The organism is Mangrovimonas sp. TPBH4, assembly GCF_001280505.1.
Lineage (GTDB): Bacteria > Bacteroidota > Bacteroidia > Flavobacteriales > Flavobacteriaceae > Mangrovimonas_A.
Genome location: NZ_LBIO01000050.1, coordinates 147,702 through 173,772 on the forward strand (window position 1 = coordinate 147,702; position 26,071 = coordinate 173,772).

Below are 26,071 nucleotides of genomic sequence, written 5' to 3' on the forward strand. Positions count from 1 at the left end.
ACTAACACTAAAACTATAAAAATACTTCTGTTGATTAACTTTAAAACTTATCACTACACTATAGACGTTGAAATTTGAATTTTATTTCATTAATTAACACTTTTAACGTTAATTAACATTTAAGCTAAAACCCAGGGCCTAAGCACCTGGGTTTGTAAAATCCAACATTTACCAAATCAACGAATCTTAATTGATGAAGGCTAATTCAAATTAATTAAACTCAGTTGAGGAACTGTGTATAAAAAAGACGGTTTAAAAAATTGTTTGTTACAGTTTTGGAAAGAAAAAAAGACCCCAAAAAAATGAGGTCTTTCAAGTTGATTATTCTTTTGAGTTTTTTAATTGATGAAGGCTAATTCAAATCAATTTAAACATGCAGAAGTAATCGATTGCAAAGATACCCTCAGAAAGGAGAAAAATTAACATATCATTAAAATAATAACATTATTTTAACAATAGTGAAAACCCGAGGTTTAGAACCTCGGGTTTTCTTATTTAGTAACCAAACATTAACACTAACCATCAACTATTGTGTGGGTTACTAAATATGCCGTGTATGTTACATAAAACCACCACTTCCTTGGGTTTCATTATTATCTCTTTGTTTTCTGCTCATGGCTCTGTATTTACCGCCTCCAAATCTATATGATAGGCCAATGCGCCATTGGTTGCTTTCCCAGTTAAATTCTCCTTGCGCAGGAAATGGCCGGTCATTTTCGAAGGCAAATCGCATAGTGTTGAATATATCGTTGTAACTAAAACTAAAAGTAGCCCTGTCTTCTTCCAAGAAACTGTAACGGAGTCCTGTATTTACCAAAACCATGGGCTTTCTTTTACCTTGTAACGTTCTGTCCTGGCCGCGATACATGCCAAAAAGGGAGAAACTCAAGCTTTTTGTCGCTTTAAAGTTGTTGTTCATACGGAAATTGAAATTAGAGTTTTTAATTTCCAAGTTTTCCTGTTCCACAGCGCCCCTCAAAGTTTTAAAGTAATATTCCACACTGGCATTTAGGCTCCACCATTTGGTAGGTCTGTAGTTGCTTGAAGTTTCAAATCCAAATGCAGTATTTCGATCAAAGTTGTCATAGGTTAAAATTACCCTGTCGCCGGTAGGATCCTCGGGATCAATATAAACAGCTCTATTTATTTCGTCATTGATAATTCTATAGAAAGTTCCTGCCGTAATATTTCCTCCCTTTACGTTTTTTGTCAAGTTTAACTCAAAGGAATTGGTGAACTGCTGTTTCAACTCAGGATTTCCAAAGGAGGTTATCCTTGGTGTGCTCCACTCTCTAATAGGGTTGATCTGTCCCAATCCAGGTCTGTCAACACGTCTGCTATAGCTAAATTGAAGTGCTGTTTTTTCAGAAGTATTATAGGTGACAAAAGCGGAAGGATAGATACTGAATTGCTCATCGTTGAAAATGGCAGTCTCCTGACTAACTTGATCAAAAATAGCTTCTACCTCGTATTGTTCAATTCTGGCCCCTACTTGGTAGGACCATTTGTCAAAAGTTTGTCCGTAGGTCGTGTAAAAGGAATAGATACTTCTGTTGTACTCGTAATTGGAATCAAACAAATTGGCATTGCTAGTGTCATAAATATTGTCTGCATTGTTCATGCGGTATTCGGCACCAATCTCTAGTTTAGAAGTTTCGGTAAGCGGATTGACGTAATCCAAATTAATCAAGGTGTTGTTCCTTTTGTTGTTCACCAAATCCATGTAGGAAGATGAGTTGTCTGTGAAATCAAAAAAGGCCGTTTCGTCACTGTCAAATGTGCTATAGTCGGCCTCTAGGCTAATATTGTGGCCTTCCTTTTCGAAATCGTGTTTAAATGCTGCGTTGTATGAGGACGTATTGTTTTCATTTTCATTGTTGAAATTCTGACCAAAATTTGGAACATTCCCTGAAAGGTAGAGAATGTCTGTCTTGCTGGTTCTTTTTCCGTTGTAAATATTTTGGTTGGTGTACACAGAAAACACATTATTGTCATTTATATAATAATCAACCCCCAATTTGTACAAATGGGATTTATTATTGCTCCAGTTGTGAAAGAGTTGTTCGGAGTTGTCATCAAAACGGTCTATTTTACCGCCACTTCTATTTTTGCCAATATTGTTGCCGTAATTTCCGTAAAAATTGAGCTTGCCGTTTCTGTAGTTCATATCTAAAGAACTATTGAAATTCGGGCTAATTTCTTTTGCAAATCCAACGTTGAGGTTTCCATTGAATCCTATATTGGCGTTTTTATGAAGGATAATGTTGATGATCCCACTCATTCCTTCTGGATTGTACTTAGCTGAAGGGTTCGTGATCAATTCCACACTTTTAATAGATGTGGAAGGAATTTGTTTCAACAATTGTGCCGCAGGGACATTGGTAGGTTTGCCATCCACCAATACGCGAACATTTTCATTGCCGCGCAGGCTAATGTCTCCGCTTTGACTATCCACGGTTACTGAGGGAAGGTTGTTCATGATTTCGGAAGCAGAGGCTCCAGTGGTCGTTAAATCTTTGCCAATGGTAATAACTTTCCTGTCTACTTTTTGTTGAATTGAGGAAACTTCGGCTACTACAGTTACCTCGTCCAAACTAGCAATATCCTCTTCCAACAGAATATTGCCCAGTTCTATTTTGTAATTTCCATTGCCAATAACCAATGGTTTAGATACCGTTTTATAACCCATATATTGAATGGTAATCACATTTTTACCTTCAGGGATATTTTTAATTTCGAAATACCCTTGGTCATCTGTAATTCCACCCGTAATGGTTTCTCCAGCATCATTTTTAATGATTATATTCACGTAGGGTAAAGGTTGGTTTAAGGCTACGTCTATTACTGTTCCCGTAACCGAACCATCTCTTACTGCGGTTTCGGATGCAGTTTTTGCGCATAGTGGGTACATTGATAACAATGCCATAAAAAGTAAAATGTGTTTCATCGAAAATATGTAAGTTAGCGTGATAATGTTTGGAAGATAGACGCCAGCAATAATATTGTGTTACTTAAATTAACAGACCTTAACAGCTTTTTAACAGATGAGTAAGAAGACCCTTGTTTTTGGAGCCTCATTGAAGCCCTCTCGGTATTCCAATTTTGCAATTGCTAGGTTGTTGGCACACGATTATGAAGTGGTTGCCTATGGAATGAAACAGGGAAGGGTTTCTAGTGTTGAAATTGATGATGAATTAATAGCATATAAAAATATCCATACCGTAACCTTATATCTCAATCCATCAAGACAAGTGGCTTATTATGAATATCTAGTTGCACTGAACCCGAATCGTGTTATTTTTAACCCAGGGACAGAAAATCCTGAGTTTTACCAAATTTTGGAAGCTAATAACATTGCTTATGAAGTGGCTTGTACTTTAGTTTTGCTTACTACGAATCAATATTAATCCTAAAAATGTCAATAGGCCATTGATGATTAAGATTTCAAACCCTATTTGGTAACCACCTAACAGCTCTTCAGAATAGGTGTTCAATAGGTAAGAAACTATTGGAGCAACTATGGCCACAATCCAAACTAATTTGTCTTTGATCTGGAATTTGGTGTAGATCCCAAAGGCAAACAGCCCTAACAATGGACCATATGTATAACCAGCCGCTTTAAAAAGTTCCCAAATTACAGAGACATCCTTAAAGAGCAAATCAAAAATGAGGATAACAATTATGAGCACAAAACTTGTGGCTATATGTACTCTTTTTCTCGTCTTTTTTTGTTGTTCCTGTGGCTTTTTGTCCAATTCAATAATATCAATACAGAAAGAGGTTGTCAGGGCTGTTAAGGCCGAATCGGCACTGGAATAGGCGGCTGCAATAAGCCCCAATAAAAAGAATGCCGAAGTCATGATGCCTATGTCTGGAAGCATGGCAATGGTTGGGAACAAATCATCTTTTTTGGCAGTAATACCATATTGTTGGGCATACTGAGTCAATAAAAGTCCCAAAACCAAGAAGAGAATATTTACAAAAATCAACACAATACTAAAGGAAATCATATTTTTTTGGGCTTCCTTCAGGTTTTTACAAGTTAGGTTTTTTTGCATCATGTCTTGGTCCAATCCTGTCATAGTGATGGTTATGAACATTCCCGCTAAAAAGCTTTTGAAAAAATACTGTGGATCATTAATGTCTTCAAAGAAAAACGTCTTGCTCAAGGAGCTTTCGCTTACGGTTGTATACACATCAGTAAAACCGTGAAGATCTAAAGCAGAAGCTAAAAAAGTAATGGTCACCACTACGGAAACCAACATGAAAAAGGTCTGCAGTGTATCCGTAAATATGATGGTTTTAATACCGCCTTTAAAGGTATACAGCCAAATTAGGGCTATGGTAATTACCACGGTAACGGCGAAAGGAATGCCGAATTCATTAAAAATAAGTAACTGAAGCACTTTGGCTACCAAAAACAATCTAAAGGCAGCACCAACCGTCCTGGAAACCAAAAAAGCCACCGAACCTGTTTTGTAGCTTATAATTCCAAAGCGGGTTTTTAAATAGGTGTAAATGGAGGTGAGGTTCAATTTGTAATAAATAGGTAATAGAATATAGGCAATGGCCAAATAGCCAAAAAAGTAGCCGAACACCACCTGTAAATACCCAAATTGTTTGGTTTCTACCGCTCCAGGCACAGAGATAAAGGTGACACCGGATAACGAAGCGCCAATCATTCCAAAAGCTACCAAATACCATGGCGCCGATTTATTGGCTTTAAAAAAAGCTTCATTGCTGTCTTCCTTTCCAGTGAAAAATGAAATAAGGATTAATACTACAAAATAACCTAGAATTAAAAGCGCAATGGTAACCGGGGTCATAGGGGAGAATTTAGGATGATTTTAAAAATCAGAATGTTACTTTTCAATTGTTATGATAGACAATAATAAGTAATTTAATAAGAACCCCATAATTAAATAGTCCGTAAATTATAGTAAATTCGCAGCATGGAATTTTCTTCAAAACTTCTGGAAAAAGCAGTTAATGAAATGTCCCAGTTGCCTGGGGTTGGCAAGCGTACGGCCTTAAGATTGGTCCTGCATTTGTTGGGGCAGCCTCAGGAACGCACCCAACTACTGTCAGAAGCATTGAGTACCATGCGCAATGAAATTAAATTCTGTAAAAGTTGCCATAACATTAGCGATACAGAACTTTGTGAAATTTGTTCCAACCCAAATAGAATGGAAGATGTAGTTTGTGTTGTGGAAGATATTAGGGATGTCATGGCTATAGAAAATACCAGTTCCTTTAAAGGCTTGTACCATGTGCTGGGAGGCAAGATTTCCCCCATGGATGGTGTTGGTCCAAACGATCTCAATATTGAATCGCTTGTAGAAAAAGTAAAGCAGGGCAAAATAAAGGAACTTATTTTTGCGTTAGGCTCTACGATGGAAGGCGACACAACCAATTTTTATATTTACAAACAAATTCAGGACTTCAATATTGTAACCTCTACCATTGCCCGAGGCATCTCGGTTGGTAATGAACTCGAGTATACCGATGAGATTACCTTAGGGAGAAGTATCATCAACAGAATTCCTTTTGAGGTGTCCTTAAAGTCCTAGTTTCTTTTTCGTGAAATTATCCGTTGTCATATTAAATTATAACGTTCGTTATTTTTTGGAGCTTTGCCTAAGAAGTGTCGTTGAAGCTACTAAATTAATCGAGTCGGAAATTATTGTTGTTGACAATCATTCTGCCGATGATAGTTGTGAAATGGTCAAGACACTGTTTCCCGAAGTTATTTTAATAGAAAATAAGGATAACGTCGGTTTTTCCAAAGGAAACAATCAAGCGGTTCGTAGTGCAAAAGGGGAATATCTGTGTATTTTAAATCCAGATACGGTATTGCCAGAAGATGTATTTGTACAATTGTTGGCTTTTGCAGATGCTAAGGAAAATGTCGGGATTTTAGGGTGTAGATTGGTGGACGGTACCGGCCATTTTCTGCCCGAAAGTAAACGCAACATTCCAACGCCTTATGTCTCTTTAAAAAAGGTGACAGGATTTACAAAGGAATACTATGCTAATCAATTGGGAGAACATGAGGTAGGCAAAATCCCTGTGTTTGTTGGAGCTTTTATGTTGATTAAAAGAGAAGTTTATAACGAAGTACAAGGGTTTGATGAGGACTATTTTATGTATGGTGAAGATGTAGACTTATCTTATAAAGTTCTTGAGGCTGGCTATGATAACTATTATAACGGAACCATAACGGCAATTCATTATAAAGGAGAAAGCACCTTAAAAGATGCCGTTTACGCTCGCCGATTTTACGGTGCCATGCAAATTTTCTACAAGAAACATTTTAAAAAGAACATCTTGTTCAACTTGGCTGTTTGGTTTGGAATTCGGATGGCTTATGTGGCCAGTAGAGAACCTAAACCTGGCAATCCAAAGGTAAATCACTACATATTGGTTTCGGATACAATGGCAGAAGGCTTGGAGAAAGCACTGAACAAAAAAGTTTCCGTCGTTGATGAGATACAGCAAGTGAAACCGCACACTGAAATAATATTTGACGCTAACATATTGAGTTTTAAAAAAATCATTCAGTATATGTGCGACAATCAAATAAATAGAAACGCAAAATTTAAAATTCTTTCAAAAAACTCTACCTTTATCCTCGGAAGTAACAGCTCAAAAAATAGAGGAAAAGTGATTTTGTTAGAATAGAATTAATTGAAAAAATCTTAAAGAACACATTGATTTTTTATTAATTTTGCAGACGAAAAATAAAAACAGATCTTTTCATTATAGATATGGCAAAATTTGAATTAAAGCTCCCGAAGATGGGGGAAAGTGTTGCGGAAGCAACAATAACATCATGGTTAAAAGAGGTAGGAGATACTATCGAGATGGATGAAGCGGTTTTGGAAATTGCTACAGACAAGGTAGATAGTGAAGTGCCTAGTGAGGTTGATGGCGTTTTGGTTGAAAAGCTATTCAATGTAGATGATGTAGTTCAAGTAGGGCAAACAATAGCTATTATTGAGACGGATGCCGATGTTGCAGATACTCAAGCTGCGCCACAGGCAGAACCGGTGAAGGAGGAAGTTGAAGCAGAACCAGCTGCTGTGGCCCAAGTAGCGGAAACGGTACAGGCTGCGCAAGAAGCTGTAGCGCCTGTAGTATCTACAGAGGGTAGATTTTATTCGCCATTGGTGAGAAACATCGCCAAGGAAGAAGGTATCAGCCAAGCTGAACTTGATAAAATCTCAGGAACAGGAAAAGAAGGTCGTGTGACCAAAAATGATATTTTGGCTTACCTTGAAAACAGAGGTAGCCAACCAGTTCAGGATGCGGTAGCGGCACCACAACCAGCTAAAGTTGAGGTTCCTCAAGTAAATGGAACGCAGCAAGCCAAGCCAGCAGCAGCTCCTGTTGTGGCTAGTGGTGAGGACGAGATCATCGAAATGAGCCGTATGGGGAAATTGATTGCACACCATATGGTGGAATCGGTACAGACTTCTGCTCACGTACAAAGTTTTATAGAAGCCGATGTTACCAATATCTGGAACTGGCGTAAAAAAGTTAAAGACGGTTTCGCAAAACGAGAAGGTGAAAACTTGACCTTTACTCCAATCTTTATGGAAGCCATAGCCAAGGCGCTTAAAGATTTCCCAATGATGAACATTTCGGTTCAAGGAGATAAAATCATCAAGAAAAAGCATATCAATTTAGGGATGGCGGCAGCCTTGCCAGATGGTAACCTAATTGTACCAGTAATCAAGGATGCCGATCAGCTGAACTTGGTAGGAATGACCAAAAAGGTGAACGACTTGGCTAATAGAGCTAGAGTAAATAAACTAAAACCCGATGAAATCCAAGGAGGAACTTACACGGTGACCAATGTGGGAACATTTGGAAGCATTATGGGAACTCCGATTATCAATCAGCCGCAAGTTGGGATTTTGGCCTTGGGTGCTATTAGAAAAGTGCCTGCGGTAGTGGAAACTCCAGAAGGGGATTTCATTGGTATCCGTTACAGAATGTTCTTGTCACATTCTTATGACCATAGAGTAGTGAATGGTGCGCTTGGTGGACAATTTGTAAAAGCCGTTAAAGATTATTTGGAAGCTTGGGACATCAATAGAGATATTTAATCCTTAAAGCCTATGATATATAAAGTCTTAACTTTTCAGTTAAGGCTTTTTTTGTGCCCTAATTCTACGTAAAAATGCAGTCGCATGCAAGCATCCTTATATGACATTTATCATAATTCTTGCAAGTTCAAATCGATACATTTGAGGTTTGCAATTTTAAAAACAACATAGAATGAATAACAAAGCGCATTCATTTCATATTCCGGTTATGGGGATTGGCTTTACAATCGATTCACCTTTGAAGGTAGCGCAATATGGCATTGATTCGGTGATTTCTCTGGTAGACGACATGCTTATTGAGAAATTACGAAAAATGTATAGCGAAACATTAGAGTTGCCTTATCAGGAAATTACCAATAAGGTGGACGATTTTCGGGCAAAGCGCATTACCTCATACCTTAACTTGATAAATGAAGTAGTCGATCAAAAAATAGAAGCTGTGAAGCAAGCAGCTCTTGACACGGGAGAAAGTTTTAAGGCCTATCTAGATATGCTGCCTTCCAATGCTCTTCTTAGAGAAGAGTTTAAAAAGCTAACAGAAAAAGGCGAAGGACTATCGGAGCTAAAGTCTTGGTTAAACCAACATTTGGTAAAGGGAAGTATTGATGTGAACATCATGACCAAGGTTGATAAGGACAATTACAACAAAGATGAAAAACTCCCTGTAGCCTATAATGATGCACATGCCGCCTTGCGTGGTTTTGCCAATAGTAACTTGAATGGTTCTGTGGTGCTTTCGGCAGGGATGAATCCTCGCTTGTACGCCTATATGAGTGAGTTTGATGATTTTTATCCAACTTCAGAAGGGACTTTTAAAAAGCGAATCATTTTAAAGGTAAGCGATTACCGTTCGGCATTGATTCAAGGGAAATTCTTGGCCAAAAAAGGACTTTGGGTATCTGAATACCGAATTGAATCTGGATTGAACTGTGGAGGTCATGCCTTTGCCACTGACGGGTATTTGTTGGGGCCAGTATTGGCGGAGTTCAAGGAGAAACGCGATGAACTGAGAGTGTCTATTGAAGAAGTTTTGAACAAGGAATTGGAGGCTCAAAACAGAGCAATTTCAAAGGAACCTTTGCAAATAAAAATTACGGCTCAAGGTGGAGTGGGAACTCACGAGGAACACGAGTTGTTGTTGGATGCCTATCAATTGGATTCTGTAGGATGGGGAAGTCCATTTTTATTGGTTCCGGAAGCAACAACCGTAGATGAAAAGACTTTGGAGAAATTGGCTTCCGCACAAGAAAAGGATTTGTATTTAAGTGATATTTCTCCGCTAGGAGTGCCTTTCAATAATCTTAAGGAAAACACCAAAGATTTAGAGCGTGATGCTTTAATTGATAAAGGAAGACCGGGCAGTTCCTGTCCTAAAAAATATGTGGCCTTGAACAAGGAATTCAAGGAAACAGGGGTGTGTACGGCGTCTCGGGAGTATCAGCATTTCAAAATTAAAGCCTTGGATGCTCAAAATCTTTCAAAAGAAGCTTATCAATTGGAATTGAACAAGATTACCGAAAAGTCATGCACTTGTGTAGGTTTGGGAACTTCGGCCTTGTTGAAATATAATTTAGATACAAAGAAGGAAGGGGAAGGTGTTTCCATTTGCCCAGGGCCAAATATGGCTTATTATTCCAAAGTGATGAGTTTGAAAACAATGGTGGATCATATCTACGGACGTGACAATGTAATTTCTAGAACTGATCGTCCAAACATGTTCATTAAGGAATTGTATATCTATATCGATTACCTGAAAAATAAGTTGGAAACGGCTAAAGTGGAAATGACCAAAAAGGAACAGAAATATTTGGCAACGTTTGCAGAGAATTTAAAGTCAGGAATAACCTATTACAACAATTTCTTTTTGGAACTGAAACATAATTTTGAGGACAGCAAGAACGAAATTTTTAATATGCTCAGCCAAGGAGAGCTGCTTTTGAACAATTTGCAGTTGGAAATTGCCAATGTTGAGGTTAAAAATTAGTGAGATGATCTGTTGATTTGAAATTTGTGAATGAAAATGGTGAAGTTATGAGTGAGACAATAGATTTAGTGAAAGAGATAAAGCGCCTGAAAAAGGAAAAGAATGCAGTAATCTTGGCGCATTATTATCAGGTGCCAGAAATACAGGATATAGCCGATTATGTAGGGGACAGTTTGGGATTGTCCCAAAAAGCCGCCGAGACAGATGCCGATATTATTGTGTTTGCCGGGGTGCATTTTATGGCGGAAACAGCCAAAATATTAAACCCAAACAAAACAGTGGTATTGCCAGATTTAAATGCGGGGTGTTCCTTAGCCGATTCTTGTCCGCCTGAAAGTTTTGACGCCTTTATTAAGCAGCATCCTAACCATGTGGTGATTACTTATGTTAACTGTTCCGCGGAAATTAAGGCCTTGAGTGACATTGTTTGTACGTCTTCAAATGCTTTGAAAATAGTGGAGTCTATCCCCAAGGAAACGCCCATTATTTTTGCGCCCGATAAGAATCTTGGTCGCTATATCATGAAGGAAACAGGAAGGGATTTGTTGCTTTGGGATGGTAGTTGTGTGGTACACGAGGCTTTTTCGATGGATAAGTTGATCGAGCTACATAAAAAGCATCCGGACTATAAAATTATTGCACATCCAGAATCGGAGACGCACATTTTGGATACGGCCACTTATATCGGGTCCACTGCTGGGATGATTAATTTCGTGAAGGAGCATCCAAATGAAAAATTTATTGTGGCTACTGAAGTTGGGATTCTTCATAAAATGCAAGAGGAAATTCCAACAGCAAAGTTGATTCCAGCACCAGCCTTGGAAGATAATACCTGTGCTTGTAGCGAATGCCATTTCATGAAAATGAATACAATGCAAAAATTGTATGATTGTTTGTTGAACGAGTCGCCACAAATTGAAGTCCCTGAGCATATTATTGAACGTGCATTGCAGCCTATAGAGAGCATGTTGGAATTGTCTAAATAAATGTTGTTTAATCTCGAGTGAAATTATGATTACCGCAGATTATTTGGTGGTTGGTTCTGGAATTGCAGGATTGACTTTTTCCGTGAAGATTGCTGAGAAGTTTCCTGATAGGAATGTTATTATTGTAACCAAAGCCAATGAAGAAGAATCCAATACCAAGTATGCCCAAGGAGGAGTTGCCATTGTGTTGGATAAACAGAAAGATTCATTTAAAAAGCATATTAAGGATACTTTAATTGCTGGTGATGGACTCTGTGAGGAAGATGTAGTTAAGATGGTTGTCGAGGAAGGTCCGAAGCGCATGGAAGAATTGTTGCTTTGGGGCGCCAATTTTGATTTGGATGCCAAAGGAAAATTCGACTTGGGTAAGGAAGGAGGGCATTCCGAATATCGAGTGGTACACCATAAGGATATAACAGGCTATGAAATTGAGCGCGCCTTGTTAAAGCGTGCACATCAATTATCCAATATTTCTATTTTACCGCATCATTTTGCGATAGATTTAATTACCAATCACCATATAGGAGGAGCAGACCCAGAAGAGCTGAAATGCTATGGTGCTTATGTGTTCAATCAAAAAACAGGGGAGATTTCAACCATAAAAGCGAATAGTACCTTGTTGGCTTCGGGAGGTATTGGGTATGTGTATGGCCATACCACCAATCCTATTATTGCTACAGGTGATGGCATTGCCATGGCCTACCGTGCTAAGGCACGCATTAAGGATATGGAGTTTGTGCAGTTTCACCCAACGGCATTGTATGGTGCCAAAGGGGAGTCTTCTTTTTTGATATCGGAAGCTGTTCGTGGCTTTGGGGCTTACCTAAGAAACAAGGAAGGCGAACGTTTTATGTTGAAGTATGACGAGCGTGCCGAATTGGCCTCAAGGGACATTGTCTCGCAAAGCATCGATAGCGAGTTAAAAAAATCGGGGGAATCCCATGTGTTTTTGGATTGCACTCATTTGGATTTTGACGGTTTTGTCAAGCATTTTCCTAATATCTACCAAAAGTGTTTGGACAGTCATATTGACATAAAAACCGGTTGGATTCCAGTGGTGCCGGCATCACATTACCTGTGTGGAGGCATTCAGGTGGATAAATTGGGAAAAACCACTATTGACAATTTGTTTGCCTGTGGGGAATGTTCCAGCACAGGTCTGCATGGTGCTAATCGATTGGCTTCAAATTCCTTGTTGGAAGCCTTGGTGTATGCGCATAACATTTTCAAATATCACGAAGCACATGAAAGTGTGCTTGCTAATGTTGACATTCCAGATTGGGATGACAAAGGCACAAGCATCACCAAAGAGCATGTTTTAATTCAGCATAACTTAAAAGAGTTACAGGCATTGATGCACAATTATGTGGGGATTGTAAGAAGTAATGAGCGCTTGGAAAGAGCTAAAAAACGCTTGGATCTCATCCATAGGGAAGTGGAGGATTTTTATAAGGCATCAAAAATTACGACCTCGCTTTGTGAACTTCGGAATATGATTAATGTGGCACATTTAATCGTGAGCCAGTCGTTGGAACGCACCGAAAACAAGGGTGGATATTTTAATATTGATAATGTGTAGGTTTCAATCTGACCTTATAAAAAAGCCTTAATTTAGTTTAAGGCTTTTTTTATTCTCGTTATCTTAGCCCAAAATTTGATAAAAATGAATCTTAATCTTACAAAACCGATTTGCTTTTTTGATCTGGAAACCACCGGAGTAAATATTTCAAAGGATAGAATTGTTGAAATTTCCATTTTAAAGGTATATCCAGACGGAAAGGAAGAAAGCAATACTTGGTTGGTAAATCCAGAAATGCCTATTCCGCCAGAAGTAACTGCAATCCATGGTGTGTCTGATGAAGATGTCGCAGACAAGCCTACATTTAAGGAATTGGCAAAAGAGATTCATAATATTATTAAGGATTCCGATTTGGGAGGCTTTAACTCCAATAGATTTGATATTCCTTTATTGGCAGAGGAAATGCTCCGTGCCGAAATGGATTTTGATATGAAAAGCCGAGTTGCCATTGATGTGCAAACCATTTATCACAAAATGGAACAGCGTACCTTGTCGGCGGCCTACCAATTCTACTGTAACAAGAATTTGGACGGAGCACATAGTGCCGAGGCCGATACCAATGCCACTTACGAAGTATTGAAGGCTCAGGTGGCGAAGTATGAGGAGTTGGAAAATGATGCCAAGTTTTTGGCGGAATTCAGCTCTAGAAAGAAATTTGCCGACTTTGCAGGCTTTATAGCTTTCAATAAAGAGGAAGAGGAATGCTTTACCTTTGGAAAGCACAAGGGGAAGCGTGTTCAGGATGTATTGAATGATGAACCGGGATATTTTGGTTGGTTGTTGAATGCCGATTTTCCTTTGTACACCAAAAAGGTGCTGACCGCCATTAAATTGAGAGCGTTTAATAATAAATTGGACTAATTAGTTGTATTGCTAATTGTTTTAGGACTATGAAACTTATCTGCATAGGTAGAAATTACACAGAGCACATCGCGGAGCTTGAAAATGAAAGACCCGAGGAGCCTGTAGTGTTTTTGAAGCCCGATACGGCTATCTTGTTAAAGAAACAACCGTTTTTTATCCCAGATTTTTCAAACGATGTACACCACGAAGTGGAAGTTTTGGTGCGAATCAATAAGGTTGGGAAATATATCGATAAGAAATTTGCCCATAAATATTATGATCAAATTGGTTTAGGAATCGATTTTACGGCAAGAGATCTTCAAGCAAAGTTAAAGGTTAAAGGACTTCCTTGGGAAAAGGCAAAATCTTTTGATGGAGCTGCCGTAATTGGTAATTGGTTGCCGAAAAGTAATTTTGAAGATGTGAACAACATTAACTTTACTTTGGAGAAAAACGATGAGCTTGTGCAACAAGGGAATACCAATTTGATGCTTTGGAAAATTGATGAAATCATCGAATATGTCTCAAAATATTTCACTTTAAAGATAGGAGATATTATCTTTACGGGAACGCCTGCAGGAGTGGGTAAAGTAAATGCAAATGACAAATTGGTTGGGGCTATAGAAGGGACCCCTTTGTTTTCAATAACTGTAAAATAAATGGAACAGCATTATAAATTATATAGAGTAAGAGAGTTGGCCGATAACGACGAGGATTTTATCGTGGCTTTGGTGGCAGCTTTCTTGGAAGAAGTACCCGAAGATGCGGCAAGATTAAAAGAAGCCGTAGCGGAGAAGGATTATTTTAATACCTATCAAGCGGCCCATAAAATGAAACCAACCATAGATCTTTTCGAACTTGGTGTTTTGGAAGATTTGATCGTGGTTCAGGATTGGGGGAAATTTGAGAAGAAAGAAGAAGACGTTTCGGATAAATTGGACCTTGTGCTAACAGCCATAGAAAATGCATCCGAAGAATTAAAAAAGGATTATAACCTATAATGCAAGCCGAAATCATTACAATTGGCGATGAGATACTCATAGGTCAAATTGTAGATACAAATTCAGCATTTATCAGTAAGGCCCTAAATAAAATTGGGGTCTCTGTGTATCAGATCACTTCTGTTCAGGATGATAAGGAGCATATTCTAAAGGCGTTTAAGGAGGCTGAAGACAATGCCGATATCATTATAATTACTGGAGGTTTGGGACCCACCAAAGACGATATCACCAAGAAAACCATCGCAGAATATTTTAACGATACGCTAGTGCAGAACCAAGAGGTGTTGGCACATATCAAATACCTTTGGGAGCATTATATCAAGAAACCTTTGGTGCAGGTTAATATCGATCAGGCTTTGGTGCCTTCAAAAGCACAGGTTTTGATGAATGTTAACGGAACTGCTCCAGGCATGTGGATGGAAAGGAATGGGAAAGTATTTATTTCATTACCTGGGGTGCCGTTTGAAATGGAAGCTTTGATTGAAAATGAGGTCATTCCTAAACTCCAAAAGGCATTTAAATTCCCATATATCAAACATAAAACCATTCTAACCTATGGCATGGGCGAAAGCAATTTGGCTGCCCGTATAGAAGATTGGGAGGACAATCTGCCAAAGTTTATCAAGTTGGCCTATTTGCCCAATTTGGGAAAAGTGCGTTTACGCTTAACCGGAAAAGGAATGGATAGGGAAGTTGTGGAAGCTGAAATAGATAGACAAGTAAATTCCCTTTTGCCTCAGATAGAAGATATTTTTGTAGGATTTGAAGAGGATGAATCCCTAGAGGCTATTATAGGAAGGCAACTGACCCTTATGGGTAAAACACTTGCCACTGCCGAAAGCTGTACGGGTGGGAAAATTGCAGAGAGCTTTACCTCACACCCTGGTGCTTCCAAATATTTTAAGGGAAGTGTGGTAAGTTATACTAAGGAAGCTAAGATGAATGTACTGCACATTTCAGAAGCCCTTATTGATCAATTTTCCGTGGTAAGTGCCCAAGTGGCTGAAGCTATGGCGACGGCAGCCTTGAAAATGTTCAATAGTGATTATGCCATAGCGACCACAGGTAATGCAGGGCCTACCACAGATGATACAGATGAGGAAGTAGGCGTGGTATTTATTGCAATTGCCTCTAAAAGTGGCGTGTATAGTGAAGAATTTAACTTTGGGAACCACCGCGTAAAGGTGATAAACAAGGCGGCCAACAAGGCTTTTGAAATGCTTCAAAAAGAAATTTTAAAAAAGATTTGAAAAAGAAGCGAATTAAGTTTGTTGATATATAATCTTTTTTTTAAATTTGCAGCCTGTTTTGAAATAACATAATTTAAAGTTAGAAAGAATGTCAAGAGTTTGTGAACTTACTGGAAAAAAAGCGATGGTTGGAAACAACGTATCTCACGCTATGAATAAGACTAAGCGTAAATTTGATGCAAATTTGATCAAAAAACGCTTTTATATTCCTGAAGAAGATAAATGGGTAACTCTAAAAGTTTCTACCTCTGCGTTGAAGACTATCAATAAAATTGGTATCTCTGCTGCAATCAAAGAAGCAAAATCTAAAGGATTTTTAAAATAATAGCATAACAGTTAAAGGCACGTACAATGGCAAAGAAAGGTAATAGAATTCAGGTTATATTGGAGTGTACAGAGCACAAGGAGTCTGGGATGCCAGGAACTTCACGTTACATCACTACCAAGAATAAGAAAAACACGCCAGATAGAATGGAGATTAAGAAATTTAATCCAATCTTGAAGCGTATGACAGTTCATAAAGAAATTAAATAATTAGGAATCATGGCAAAGAAATCAGTAGCAACTTTACAAACAGGATCTAAAAGATTAACAAAAGCCATCAAGATGGTGAAGTCTCCTAAGAGTGGTGCTTACATGTTCGTAGAATCTGTTATGGCTCCAGAATTAGTGAACGACTTTTTAAACAAAAAATAAATTATATTTGTTCATAATTTAATTGTAACTGCTTTCATTTGAAAGCAGTTTTTTTATATCTATATTTGATAGGTTTTTCTGCCAAAATTGCAGATTGCAGTTTAAGGCAGGGAATTTGTAAAGTGCTTTTTGGCTTTTTGAAAGGCCAAAACTAACACCAATTAAACATGAGTTTTTTTAAGAAAATATTTTCTTCGGAAAAAAAGGAAACCCTAGACAAAGGGTTGGAAAAATCCAAAACATCATTCTTCACAAAGCTGAATAAGGCTGTAGCTGGAAAGTCAAAAGTGGATGATGAGGTATTGGACAACCTAGAGGAAATTTTGGTGACCAGTGATGTCGGGGTGGATACTACCTTAAAAATTATTGAGCGCATCGAAGAGCGTGTGGCACGTGACAAATATTTGGGAACTTCCGAACTCAATAAAATTCTTCGTGAAGAAATTGCGGGGTTGTTATCGGAAATTGATGCCGGTAACGCGACTGAATTCACGGTGCCCTCCAATAAAAAGCCTTATGTTATGATGGTGGTGGGTGTAAATGGTGTTGGAAAAACGACGACTATTGGGAAGTTGGCACACCAGTTCAAGCAACAAGGATTGAAAGTGGTACTTGGGGCGGCAGATACCTTTAGGGCTGCGGCAATAGACCAATTGCAGGTTTGGGCTGATCGCGTAGACGTACCTATCATCAAACAATCCATGGGAAGTGATCCAGCTTCTGTGGCTTTTGATACGTTGCAAAGTGCAGTGACTTCAGATGCCGATGTGGTGATTATCGATACAGCTGGACGTTTGCATAATAAGGTGAATTTGATGAACGAGCTTACCAAAGTGAAACGTGTGATGCAGAAAGTGGTGGAAGATGCGCCGCATGATGTGTTGTTGGTGTTGGATGGTTCTACGGGTCAAAATGCTTTTGAACAGGCAAAACAATTCACAGCAGCCACTGAAGTAACGTCATTGGCGGTTACTAAATTGGATGGTACGGCTAAAGGTGGCGTTGTGATTGGTATTTCAGATCAATTTAAAATTCCGGTGAAATATATTGGAGTTGGTGAAGGGATTGAAGATCTTCAGGTGTTCAATAAATTTGAATTTGTGGATTCTTTCTTCAAAAACTAATTCCACAACCATATAAATGATACAATAAGCTTACCTTAATCGGTGAGCTTTATTTTTTTAGTATTTTTAGTAAAAATACTAACCATGAGATTCTTGGCTTTCACTCTATTGTTGCTACTGTTTTCTTCCTGTAAACAGCATAATTCCCAAAGTCCTATACAATCAAAATCTGATTCTACAGATATCAGTGATATATCTACCAAAGAATTCACCGAGTTCAAGGTTTTGGATTCAAAATATATGGATGTCGAACAGTTATGGGAACCTTTCAATGCTGAATTGGCTTCCTTTTCAGAAACCGACTATAATAATTTGAAGCCGCTTGTTTTGGAGCAGGATATTCCAAGCTTACAGAAATATGTGCAAGAGGGAAAATTGTCCTATGAATTACTGACCAAATTTTACCTTTATCGCATTAGAAAATATGACAGAGCCAATCCGAACTCTTTAAATTCTGTCATTGCCTTAAACCCAAAAGTGATAGAAGAAGCACGAAAGTGTGATGAACTTATAAAAACAAATGGCCTGAAGCATCCCATTTTTGGAATGCCTATTTTATTGAAGGATAACATTGATGCCTCCGGTATGCCTACCACAGCGGGGGCTGTTGCTTTAAAAGACAATTTCACAGAAGATGCTTTTATTGTAAAGAAATTAAAGGCCAATGGAGCATTGATATTAGGAAAGACCAATTTAAGCGAATGGGCCTATTTCTTTTGCGGCGATTGCCCGAGTGGGTATAGTGCCATTGGAGGTCAAACCTTAAACCCTTATGGAAGAAAAGTTCTGGATACCGGTGGTTCTAGTTCTGGTAGTGGGGTGGCAGTGGCTGCCAATTTTTGTGTGGCAGCAGTTGGCAGTGAAACCTCAGGTTCTATTTTGTCACCTTCAAGTCAAAATTCCAATGTAGGGTTGAAGCCAACGATTGGTTTGTTGGGCAGAAGTGGAATTGTACCTATTTCGTCAACTTTAGATACACCGGGCCCTATGACCAAGAATGTTATAGATAATGCTATTTTATTTCATGCCATGTTAGGAAAAGATATGGACGACTTCAAAGCAACTGATGGTATTTTAAAAGAGACTTTTGATTTAGATAATTTTGAACCTATCGATTTACAAGGGGAAAAGTTTGGATGTTTCGCAAGTCTAAAAGAAGACCCTTTATACTCCAAAGCCTTACACGATTTGGAGAATCTTGGAGCCGAAATTGTAGAAATAGAAGCACAGGAAATTCAACTCCCAGATTTTATAAGGTTGCTTAATCTTGATATGAAAAAGGATTTACCAACGTATTTGAAACATTACGCAGATAATAATGTTAAGGTAACCTCGGTAGAAGATGTTATTGTGTTTAATAGGGAAGATTCCATCAATAGAATGCCTTATGGACAAAAGCTGTTTGAAGGCATTGTAGCTGACAACGGGACTGAGAAGGACTTGGAAAACATCAAATCGACCCTTAAAACAAATGGAAAATTGTTTTTGGACACTCCAATGCAAAAGTATCAACTAGATGCCGTTTTGTCTATTAATAATTTCCATGCAGGATTTGCCGCGGTTGCCGAATACCCTGCGATTACGGTACCGATGGGGTATACTGCAGATAAAGGAGAAGCCAAAGGGCTAACTTTTATCTCAAAACCTTTTAGCGAAATACAATTATTACAATGGGCCATGGCCTATGAACAGGCCACGAAACAAAGAGAAATGCCTAAAGGTTATAATTAATTGATGAATGCATTGATGTATTCCCAAAGCTCGTTGTCGAAATTGGAGAGGGCAAAATTTTCTCCGTCGGCGGCTTCTCCCATCCTAATCACGACCAATTTTTCATCGGACGAGATGTAAATTTTCTGATCGTTTTTCCCCAATGCAGCAAACATGTCAGATGGCGCATTTGGGATTAATGACCCGTTAAATTCATATTGGGTTTGTGGCAAGTGAAAAGAGGATTTGCCATTTAACCACCATAAATAGCCGTAAGCTTCATTGATACTTTGCGATGTGTTGGTTGCTTGATTTAAAAATTCTTCAGAGACAATGGTGTTATCTTCCCACTTACCGTTAGCGTAAATAAGCAGGCCAAAGCGAGCCATGCTTCGGGTGTTGCTGAAATACACACTAAGGTCCCCAAGATTGGTCCAAGTGCCATTTGCAGACATACCTATTTTAGAAGCCAATTTCGTTTCAAAGTAGCTGTCCCAGCTTAAGGCACTAGCTTCTGCAATAACATCCTGCATTTTAACATATACATTATGGTAGGCCCATCGAGTGCCGGCATCGGCTAGATATTGCAAATTTTCAGGGGAAACATCATCGCCTAAGCTGTCGTCCAATCCAGAATCCATCGACAATAGGTTTTTACAGGTGATTAAATTTTCTTTTTCCAATGGGGCAGAAGTCCAACCTTCTCCCAAATAATCAGAAACCTTGGATTGAATGTTGATGAGGCCTTCATCTTGCGCAATTCCAGTAACTGTTGATGTTAATGTTTTTCCTGCACTTGCCCAATACCATAAGGAAGAGGAAGAATGCCCATTAAAATAGTCTTCAACGACAATTTTACCATTATAAAGGATCATAAAACTTTTGGTGTTCTTGGTTTCCAAATAGTCCAATAAAGGTTGGAGTTCACTCTCATTCCAATCTAATTCCGAAGGCGAAACAGTTTCCCAATTGTTGGAATTCACAGGAGGAAAATAGATTTCGGAAGTTATGGGGGAGTTATCAGTTTGGTCATCTTTTGAGCATCCGGATAGTGCGAAAATTAATAAAACGAGTACAGTAAAGTAAGTAGGTTTCATGGTCTTGGGATGTTTTTAGTGTTCTAAAGATACGAAAGCTTTCCATAGTCATTCTAATTTGTTAATGTCATACGGTAAATCGTTAAGCATTACGTATCTTTGCAGCCTGAATTTTTGATATGAGAACAAAATCACTTAAAAAGAACAAAATCAATGTAGTAACCCTTGGGTGTAGTAAGAATGTTTACGACAGTGAGGTGTTGATGGGGCAGTTAAAAGCTAGTGGCAAGGACGTTGTTCATGAAGAGGAAGGAAATATTGTGGTGATCAATACCTGTGGTTTTATCAATAATGCCAAGGAGGAGAGTGTGAACACAATTTTGGAATTCATGCAAAAAAAGGAGGCAGGCGATGTAGATAAGGTGTTTGTGACAGGTTGTTTAAGTGAACGTTATAAACCGGATTTAGAAAAGGAAATTCCTAACGTAGATCAATATTTTGGAACTACAGAGCTTCCTGGGCTGTTAAAGGCTTTGGGAGCAGATTATAGACATGAGTTGATAGGGGAGCGTTTAACAACAACTCCTAAAAACTATGCGTATTTGAAGATTGCTGAAGGTTGCGACCGTCCATGTAGTTTTTGTGCTATCCCTTTGATGCGTGGAAAACACAAAAGTACGCCTATTGAGGATTTGGTGATAGAGGCTGAAAAGCTGGCGGCCAATGGCGTGAAGGAGTTGATCTTGATTGCTCAGGATTTGACCTATTACGGTTTGGATTTATATAAGAAGCGTAATCTTGCAGAATTATTGGAGGCCTTGGTGAAAATAGAAGGTATCGAGTGGATTCGTTTGCATTATGCCTTCCCAACTGGATTCCCAATGGATGTGTTGGACGTGATGAACCGCGAGCCGAAAGTGTGTAATTATTTGGATATTCCGTTGCAGCACATTTCTGATTCCATTTTGAAAAGTATGCGTAGAGGAACTACCAAAGCTAAAACGACCAAACTAATTGAAGAGTTTAGAAAGGCCGTTCCAAATATGACCATTAGAACCACGTTAATTGTAGGGTATCCGGGTGAAACCGAGGAAGATTTCCAGACTCTAAAGGAATGGGTTCAAGAAATGCGTTTTGAGCGTTTGGGATGTTTTACCTATTCGCATGAGGAAAATACCCATGCCTATAATTTGGAAGACGATGTGCCTGAAGATGTAAAACAGGAACGTGCCAATGAAATTATGGATATCCAATCGCAAATTTCTTGGGAGTTAAACCAAGAAAAAATCGGTCAAGAGTTTAAAGTAATCATCGACCGTAAGGAAGGTAACTATTTTGTAGGGAGAACCGAGTTCGATTCCCCAGATGTGGATAATGAAGTGTTGATTGATGCCACATCAACTTACTTGAAAACTGGAGAATTTGTGACTGTAAAAGTAATAGAAGCAGAAGATTTCGATTTATATGCGGAAGTGGTAAAATAAGCCCTCAAGTAACAACATAAAAAAAGCAGCACATTGTGCTGCTTTTCTTTTATATGGTAAATAGGTTGTTATTGACAAAGAAGACAGCATTGACCAGGAATAGTTTTCCATTTTCCCAAAAACTTCGGAACATGACATTATCTGTCATATAGACGATACTTCCTTCGCCGATTCGTTCTTCTCCAAATATCAAAGAGTTTTCTAAGGTTTCAAGAGCATCGGTTCCTGTAAAGCCAGAAACACTTTTTGGGTTCTCTCCAATATGCACCACATTATAGCCATCCTCCAATAACTCATAGGAATCATTGCCTAGTTTTAATGTGTAATAGGTGTCTGAATATCCAAAAGCCAATGGATGGGTGTCGTCCACTTTCGTTTTAAAAACGGCTCCTGTAATGAGTTTTTTGATGCCTTCACGTTCACGATCGGCATAGGAAATCAGCTTCTTGTCAATAGAAATGGAGTCCTTAACTTCATGGGCTTTTAAGCTGAATCCTTTTTTACCGGCAAAGCTTTTTAGGGCACCGTCAATGACAATCAGTTTGCCTCCCTTTTGAATCCATGATTGCAGATTTTTTAAAGTACCATTGTCCAATATCTTGGCATAGTTGCCATCGGGTACAATCAATACGTTGTACTTTTTCAAATCGTACATTTTGAAATACTTTGTGTTTAAAGAAGTCACAGGGAATTGTAATTGTTGCTCAAAGAAGTGCCATAATTCACCATAACCATAGGGAGATGTAGATTCGCCAGAAAGTAGGGCAACTTTAGGCGTGTTGACCAATTTCACATCTGGCGATCCAAAATCTGGCCCCGATTTGGAGAATCCACTCATCACCGCAATTGGATTCTTGTTGAATTTTTTCGCGGAAGCCATCACTTTGGAATCAAAGTCTTCCACAGATTGATTGTCACCTCTTGTGATGATCAATGAACCGCGATCAAATGTTTGCTCAGGTACACTGGTGGTAATGGGTTTTTCGGTAAAACGTACCTTAATTTTTTGTTTCATTAAATCTACCAGGAATTTGGCATCGGTAATATGGTTCCATTTGGCCATATAGGCCGTTGCTTTGGTGTCTATTTTTGGAGTTGGGGTAGATGTTGCAGCTCCTGCTTTTGCCGGAACCAATTTGGTGCTGGCCAAGGCGTCCAATCCAAAGGCAAATGGAGCACTCCAAGCAGTAATGTCATAGGTTAGGGAATCGCTTAGGTTGACATTTGGTTCAAACAATACTTGCACCATTTTACCTTTTGGCTGGTTGGTGCTAATAACCAAATCGGAGGAGGTGATGTCCATTGAACCTTTGTCTCCTTTGTTGTATAGATAGCCGTTCACCTTAGTTTTGGAGCCGTTATAATAACTAATTCCATGTTGGTCTAATAACTGTTTTAAGCTTTCAATTTTATCAGGTTCTCCACTCAAAACATAACTCTGATAATCCACATCACTGTTTTCGAAGAATTTTTTGAATTCAGAGTTTAGCTTAGCTGCATTTTTGCTGGCAACTTCTACCGTAGATAGACCTGTAGTGGTATGGTGTGCAATACGATCCTTAAGAGTTAATTCTGTGCCTTCATCATTCATAATCCCCAAACCACCACGGCCGTGACCGGCCTGTTCGTAGGTCATACCAATGGCTCCCATAAATGTTGGATAAGTGTCACCATAACTTGGGTATAACAAATCAAAACGTTCTCTTGTAAAATACAGCCAACCGTTGGAATCAAAATATTTGGCGTGGTTTTTTCCTATTTGTGTTTGAAAGTCTTTTTGCCAATCGGTGATGATTTCATGGAATGGTTCTGCTGCTGGAGCAAAATAATAAGGGTTATTGATCCCTTGTTCATGGAAATCCACATGAATATGTGGAAGCCATTTGTTGTAGATTTTTAATCGCGACTGACTTTCAATTTGTGTAGCCCAAGCCCAATCTCTATTCAAATCAAACAAATAATGATTAGGTCTTCCCCCTGGCCATGGTTCTAAATGTTCGCTAGCTTGTTGGTCGGTGTCGTAAGGGGTACTAGAGGTTTCATTATACCAATTCACATAACGATCTCTTCCGTCAGGATTGATACAAGGATCTATAATTACCACGGTGCTTTTAAGCCATTCCTGTTTTTCGGTCAATAAGGTGAAGAGGGTTTTCATGGCGGCTTCAGTACTAGATGCTTCGTTGCCGTGAACATTATAGCTTAACCATACAATAGCCAACTCATTGGAAGTTGCACTGCCATCCAAAACACCTGCATTTTTAAGGTTGTTCTGGCGAATCGTTTCCAGATTTCTCAGGTTTTCTTCCGAAGAAATATAAGCAACATACAATGGGCGTCGCTCATAAGTATCCCCATAATGTTCCAATTTCACTTGACCAGGCAGTTGCTGGCTTACATATTTAAAGTAATCTACTACTTGATGGTGTCTGGAAAAATGGGACCCCAATTTATATCCTAAAAAGCTGTCGGGAGATTGTAATTCCTGTCCAAAAGAGAAAATTGAACAACAGAATACAGTAACTATAAAAACAATTTTTTTTTGCATAGCGCTGGTTTAGGTGATAAAAATAATGATATAAATTGAATATGAATTAACTAAAATTTAGGACATAAAACAGTTTTGCGCTGTATATTTACGTCAGAATTGAATAGTGACTATGCCAACAGACTGTATTCCGTTTAAAGACACCAACTACTTCTCACAACTTATCTGTGATTATCTAGAAGAAAATCAAAATCTAAAGCCTTTTTACCACAGGTTTCCAACCGTGGAAGCCTTTAAACAACAGATAGAGGAAAAGCAACCTCAAGTTTCTTTAGCAAACCGAAAGGTTTTGGTAGAAGCTTTGGAACAACAATGTCAGTCTTTGGAACTTTCCGAAAGCACACAACAGAATATTCAAGCCTTAAAAGAAGAAAATACATTTACCATTACTACAGGGCACCAACTTAATCTGTTTACTGGTCCTTTGTATTTTTTCTATAAAATCGTCTCTGCCATCAATCTTTGTGGTGAGTTAAAGGAAGCGTATCCCGAATACAATTTTGTGCCAGTATATTGGATGGCAACGGAAGACCATGATTTTGAAGAGATCAATTATTTCAATTTCAACGGAAAGAAAATAAAGTGGAGCAGAGCCTCATCAGGTGCAGTTGGAGAGTTGGATTTGGAAGGTTTGGATGCGGTTGAAGAAGTGTTTGCTTCTCAATTGAATGCCGGTAACAATGCCAAACGTTTAAAGGAACTTTTTAAAAAGGCATATTTAGAACATGCAAACTTAACAGATGCCACTAGGTTTTTGGTGAATGAATTGTTGGGGGAGTATGGTTTGGTGATTGTAGATGGCAACGACCATAACTTAAAGCAACTGTTTGTGCCTTATATGGAGGATGAATTGTTGCAGCAATCGTCTTTTAAAAATGTCTCGGAGACCAATGCCCAAATCAATACATTGCCCGAAAACTACAAAATACAGGTCAACCCTAGAGAAATTAATCTTTTTTATATAACCGAAGGTTTGCGTGAACGCATTGTGGAACTTGACGGAAATTATAGTGTGTATGGCACGGAGATTACTTGGGACCAAGAAGAAATCGTCAAGGAATTACATGAGTACCCGGAACGGTTTAGTCCTAATGTCATTATGCGTCCCTTGTATCAAGAGGTGATTTTGCCAAACCTTTGTTACATTGGTGGAGGCGGTGAATTGGCTTATTGGTTTCAGTTGAAATCGAATTTTGAAGCCCATAAAGTCACCTTTCCAATATTGTTGCTAAGGAATTCGGTTTTATTGGCAACCGAAAAGCAGCAGGAGAAATTGGAAAAGTTGCATCTATCCATGGCCGATTTATTTTTGAATCAAGAAGATTTGGTTTCCAAAGTAACCAGATCCATTTCTGAGGTTGATATCGATTTTAGCACTCAAAAAAAACACCTCGAACAACAGTTTAAGGACCTATATAAACTTGCGGAAAAAACCGATCCCACATTTTTAGGAGCCGTGGGTGCTCAAGAGCGCAAACAAATCAAAGGTTTGGAACATTTGGAAAAGCGTTTGCTCAAGGCGCAAAAGCGGAAATTGAGTGGTCATTTGGACCGTGTTGTGCAACTTCAAAACGAATTATTTCCGAATCAAAGTTTGCAGGAACGTAATACCAATTTTTCTCAATTTTATTTAGAGTTTGGAGACCAATTAATTCATCAGTTAATAGTAAATTTGCAGCCCCTTAAAAAAGAGTTTATAATTCTAAATTTAGAGTAGC

General features: G+C 38.6%; 22 protein-coding genes. 18 read left to right on the forward strand and 4 right to left on the reverse strand.

Annotation, left to right across the window (positions count from 1 at the left end):
• Positions 1 to 559: 559 nt before the first annotated feature.
• Entirely contained in the window at positions 560 to 2,947 is a 2,388-nt protein-coding gene (locus ZA05_RS11325) for a TonB-dependent receptor domain-containing protein (protein WP_053991796.1), read from the reverse strand.
• A 97-nt stretch (positions 2,948 to 3,044) separates the two neighbouring features.
• Here ZA05_RS11325 and ZA05_RS11330 point away from each other — a divergent pair, with 97 nt between their 5' ends.
• Positions 3,045 to 3,407, forward strand: a complete 363-nt coding sequence (locus ZA05_RS11330) for a CoA-binding protein (protein ID WP_053991797.1) — start codon at positions 3,045 to 3,047, stop codon at positions 3,405 to 3,407.
• On the opposite strand, the gene ZA05_RS11335 is transcribed toward ZA05_RS11330, so the two are convergent.
• A complete protein-coding gene (locus ZA05_RS11335; RefSeq protein ID WP_053991798.1) occupies positions 3,378 to 4,826 on the reverse strand; it encodes a sodium:solute symporter in 1,449 nt (482 codons plus the stop codon). The two genes, ZA05_RS11330 and ZA05_RS11335, sit on opposite strands and share 30 nt — an antisense overlap.
• Positions 4,827 to 4,952: 126 nt before the next feature.
• On the opposite strand from ZA05_RS11335, the gene recR reads away from it, so the two are divergent.
• From recR to ZA05_RS11405, 15 genes are all read left to right on the forward strand, one after another.
• Positions 4,953 to 5,570, forward strand: a complete 618-nt coding sequence (gene recR / locus ZA05_RS11340) for a recombination mediator RecR (RefSeq protein WP_053991799.1) — start codon at positions 4,953 to 4,955, stop codon at positions 5,568 to 5,570.
• A 10-nt stretch (positions 5,571 to 5,580) separates the two neighbouring features.
• A complete protein-coding gene (locus tag ZA05_RS11345; protein ID WP_053991800.1) occupies positions 5,581 to 6,681 on the forward strand; it encodes a glycosyltransferase family 2 protein in 1,101 nt (366 codons plus the stop codon).
• An 86-nt stretch (positions 6,682 to 6,767) separates the two neighbouring features.
• Positions 6,768 to 8,111, forward strand: a complete 1,344-nt coding sequence (locus ZA05_RS11350; RefSeq protein ID WP_053991801.1) for a dihydrolipoamide acetyltransferase family protein — start codon at positions 6,768 to 6,770, stop codon at positions 8,109 to 8,111.
• A 172-nt stretch (positions 8,112 to 8,283) separates the two neighbouring features.
• Positions 8,284 to 10,095 carry a hypothetical protein gene (locus ZA05_RS11355; RefSeq protein WP_053991802.1) on the forward strand — a complete coding sequence of 604 codons (1,812 nt, stop codon included), beginning with the start codon at positions 8,284 to 8,286 and terminating at the stop codon, positions 10,093 to 10,095.
• Positions 10,096 to 10,142: 47 nt separating this feature from the next.
• The gene (nadA, locus tag ZA05_RS11360; RefSeq protein ID WP_053991803.1) at positions 10,143 to 11,081 is read left to right on the forward strand and encodes a quinolinate synthase NadA; all 939 of its coding nucleotides are present in this window, start codon (positions 10,143 to 10,145) and stop codon (positions 11,079 to 11,081) included.
• Positions 11,082 to 11,106: 25 nt separating this feature from the next.
• Complete coding sequence (gene nadB / locus ZA05_RS11365) at positions 11,107 to 12,660, forward strand: L-aspartate oxidase (RefSeq protein WP_053991804.1); 1,554 nt, start codon at positions 11,107 to 11,109, stop codon at positions 12,658 to 12,660.
• A gap of 84 nt (positions 12,661 to 12,744) precedes the next feature.
• On the forward strand, positions 12,745 to 13,521 hold the full coding sequence (locus ZA05_RS11370; RefSeq protein WP_053991805.1) for a 3'-5' exonuclease: 777 nt from the start codon (positions 12,745 to 12,747) through the stop codon (positions 13,519 to 13,521).
• 29 nt (positions 13,522 to 13,550) lie between these two features.
• Complete coding sequence (locus ZA05_RS11375; protein ID WP_053991806.1) at positions 13,551 to 14,162, forward strand: fumarylacetoacetate hydrolase family protein; 612 nt, start codon at positions 13,551 to 13,553, stop codon at positions 14,160 to 14,162.
• Positions 14,163 to 14,504, forward strand: a complete 342-nt coding sequence (locus ZA05_RS11380; protein ID WP_053977451.1) for a hypothetical protein — start codon at positions 14,163 to 14,165, stop codon at positions 14,502 to 14,504.
• The gene (locus ZA05_RS11385) at positions 14,504 to 15,754 is read left to right on the forward strand and encodes a competence/damage-inducible protein A (RefSeq protein ID WP_053991807.1); all 1,251 of its coding nucleotides are present in this window, start codon (positions 14,504 to 14,506) and stop codon (positions 15,752 to 15,754) included. Before ZA05_RS11380 ends, ZA05_RS11385 begins: the two co-directional genes overlap by 1 nt.
• An 88-nt stretch (positions 15,755 to 15,842) precedes the next feature.
• Positions 15,843 to 16,079 (forward strand): 50S ribosomal protein L28, encoded by a 237-nt coding sequence (gene rpmB, locus ZA05_RS11390; protein WP_053977453.1) that lies wholly within the window; start codon positions 15,843 to 15,845, stop codon positions 16,077 to 16,079.
• A gap of 26 nt (positions 16,080 to 16,105) precedes the next feature.
• Positions 16,106 to 16,288, forward strand: coding sequence for a 50S ribosomal protein L33 (gene rpmG, locus ZA05_RS11395; protein ID WP_031444791.1), 183 nt, complete (start codon positions 16,106 to 16,108; stop codon positions 16,286 to 16,288).
• 9 nt (positions 16,289 to 16,297) lie between these two features.
• Positions 16,298 to 16,450 (forward strand): DUF4295 domain-containing protein, encoded by a 153-nt coding sequence (locus tag ZA05_RS18070; protein ID WP_076663445.1) that lies wholly within the window; start codon positions 16,298 to 16,300, stop codon positions 16,448 to 16,450.
• Positions 16,451 to 16,617: 167 nt separating this feature from the next.
• Complete coding sequence (ftsY, locus tag ZA05_RS11400) at positions 16,618 to 17,574, forward strand: signal recognition particle-docking protein FtsY (RefSeq protein WP_053977454.1); 957 nt, start codon at positions 16,618 to 16,620, stop codon at positions 17,572 to 17,574.
• 84 nt (positions 17,575 to 17,658) lie between these two features.
• Entirely contained in the window at positions 17,659 to 19,305 is a 1,647-nt protein-coding gene (locus tag ZA05_RS11405; RefSeq protein WP_053991808.1) for an amidase family protein, read from the forward strand.
• On the opposite strand, the gene ZA05_RS11410 is transcribed toward ZA05_RS11405, so the two are convergent.
• A complete protein-coding gene (locus tag ZA05_RS11410) occupies positions 19,302 to 20,381 on the reverse strand; it encodes a serine hydrolase (RefSeq protein ID WP_053991809.1) in 1,080 nt (359 codons plus the stop codon). The two genes, ZA05_RS11405 and ZA05_RS11410, sit on opposite strands and share 4 nt — an antisense overlap.
• A gap of 119 nt (positions 20,382 to 20,500) precedes the next feature.
• Here ZA05_RS11410 and rimO point away from each other — a divergent pair, with 119 nt between their 5' ends.
• A complete protein-coding gene (gene rimO / locus ZA05_RS11415; RefSeq protein WP_053991810.1) occupies positions 20,501 to 21,805 on the forward strand; it encodes a 30S ribosomal protein S12 methylthiotransferase RimO in 1,305 nt (434 codons plus the stop codon).
• Positions 21,806 to 21,854: 49 nt separating this feature from the next.
• Here rimO and ZA05_RS11420 read toward each other — a convergent pair whose 3' ends face one another.
• Complete coding sequence (locus ZA05_RS11420; RefSeq protein ID WP_053991811.1) at positions 21,855 to 24,353, reverse strand: M14 metallopeptidase family protein; 2,499 nt, start codon at positions 24,351 to 24,353, stop codon at positions 21,855 to 21,857.
• 112 nt (positions 24,354 to 24,465) lie between these two features.
• Between ZA05_RS11420 and bshC the strand changes: the two genes are divergently transcribed.
• A complete protein-coding gene (gene bshC, locus ZA05_RS11425) occupies positions 24,466 to 26,070 on the forward strand; it encodes a bacillithiol biosynthesis cysteine-adding enzyme BshC (RefSeq protein WP_053991812.1) in 1,605 nt (534 codons plus the stop codon).
• The last annotated feature ends 1 nt before the right edge of the window (position 26,071 follow it).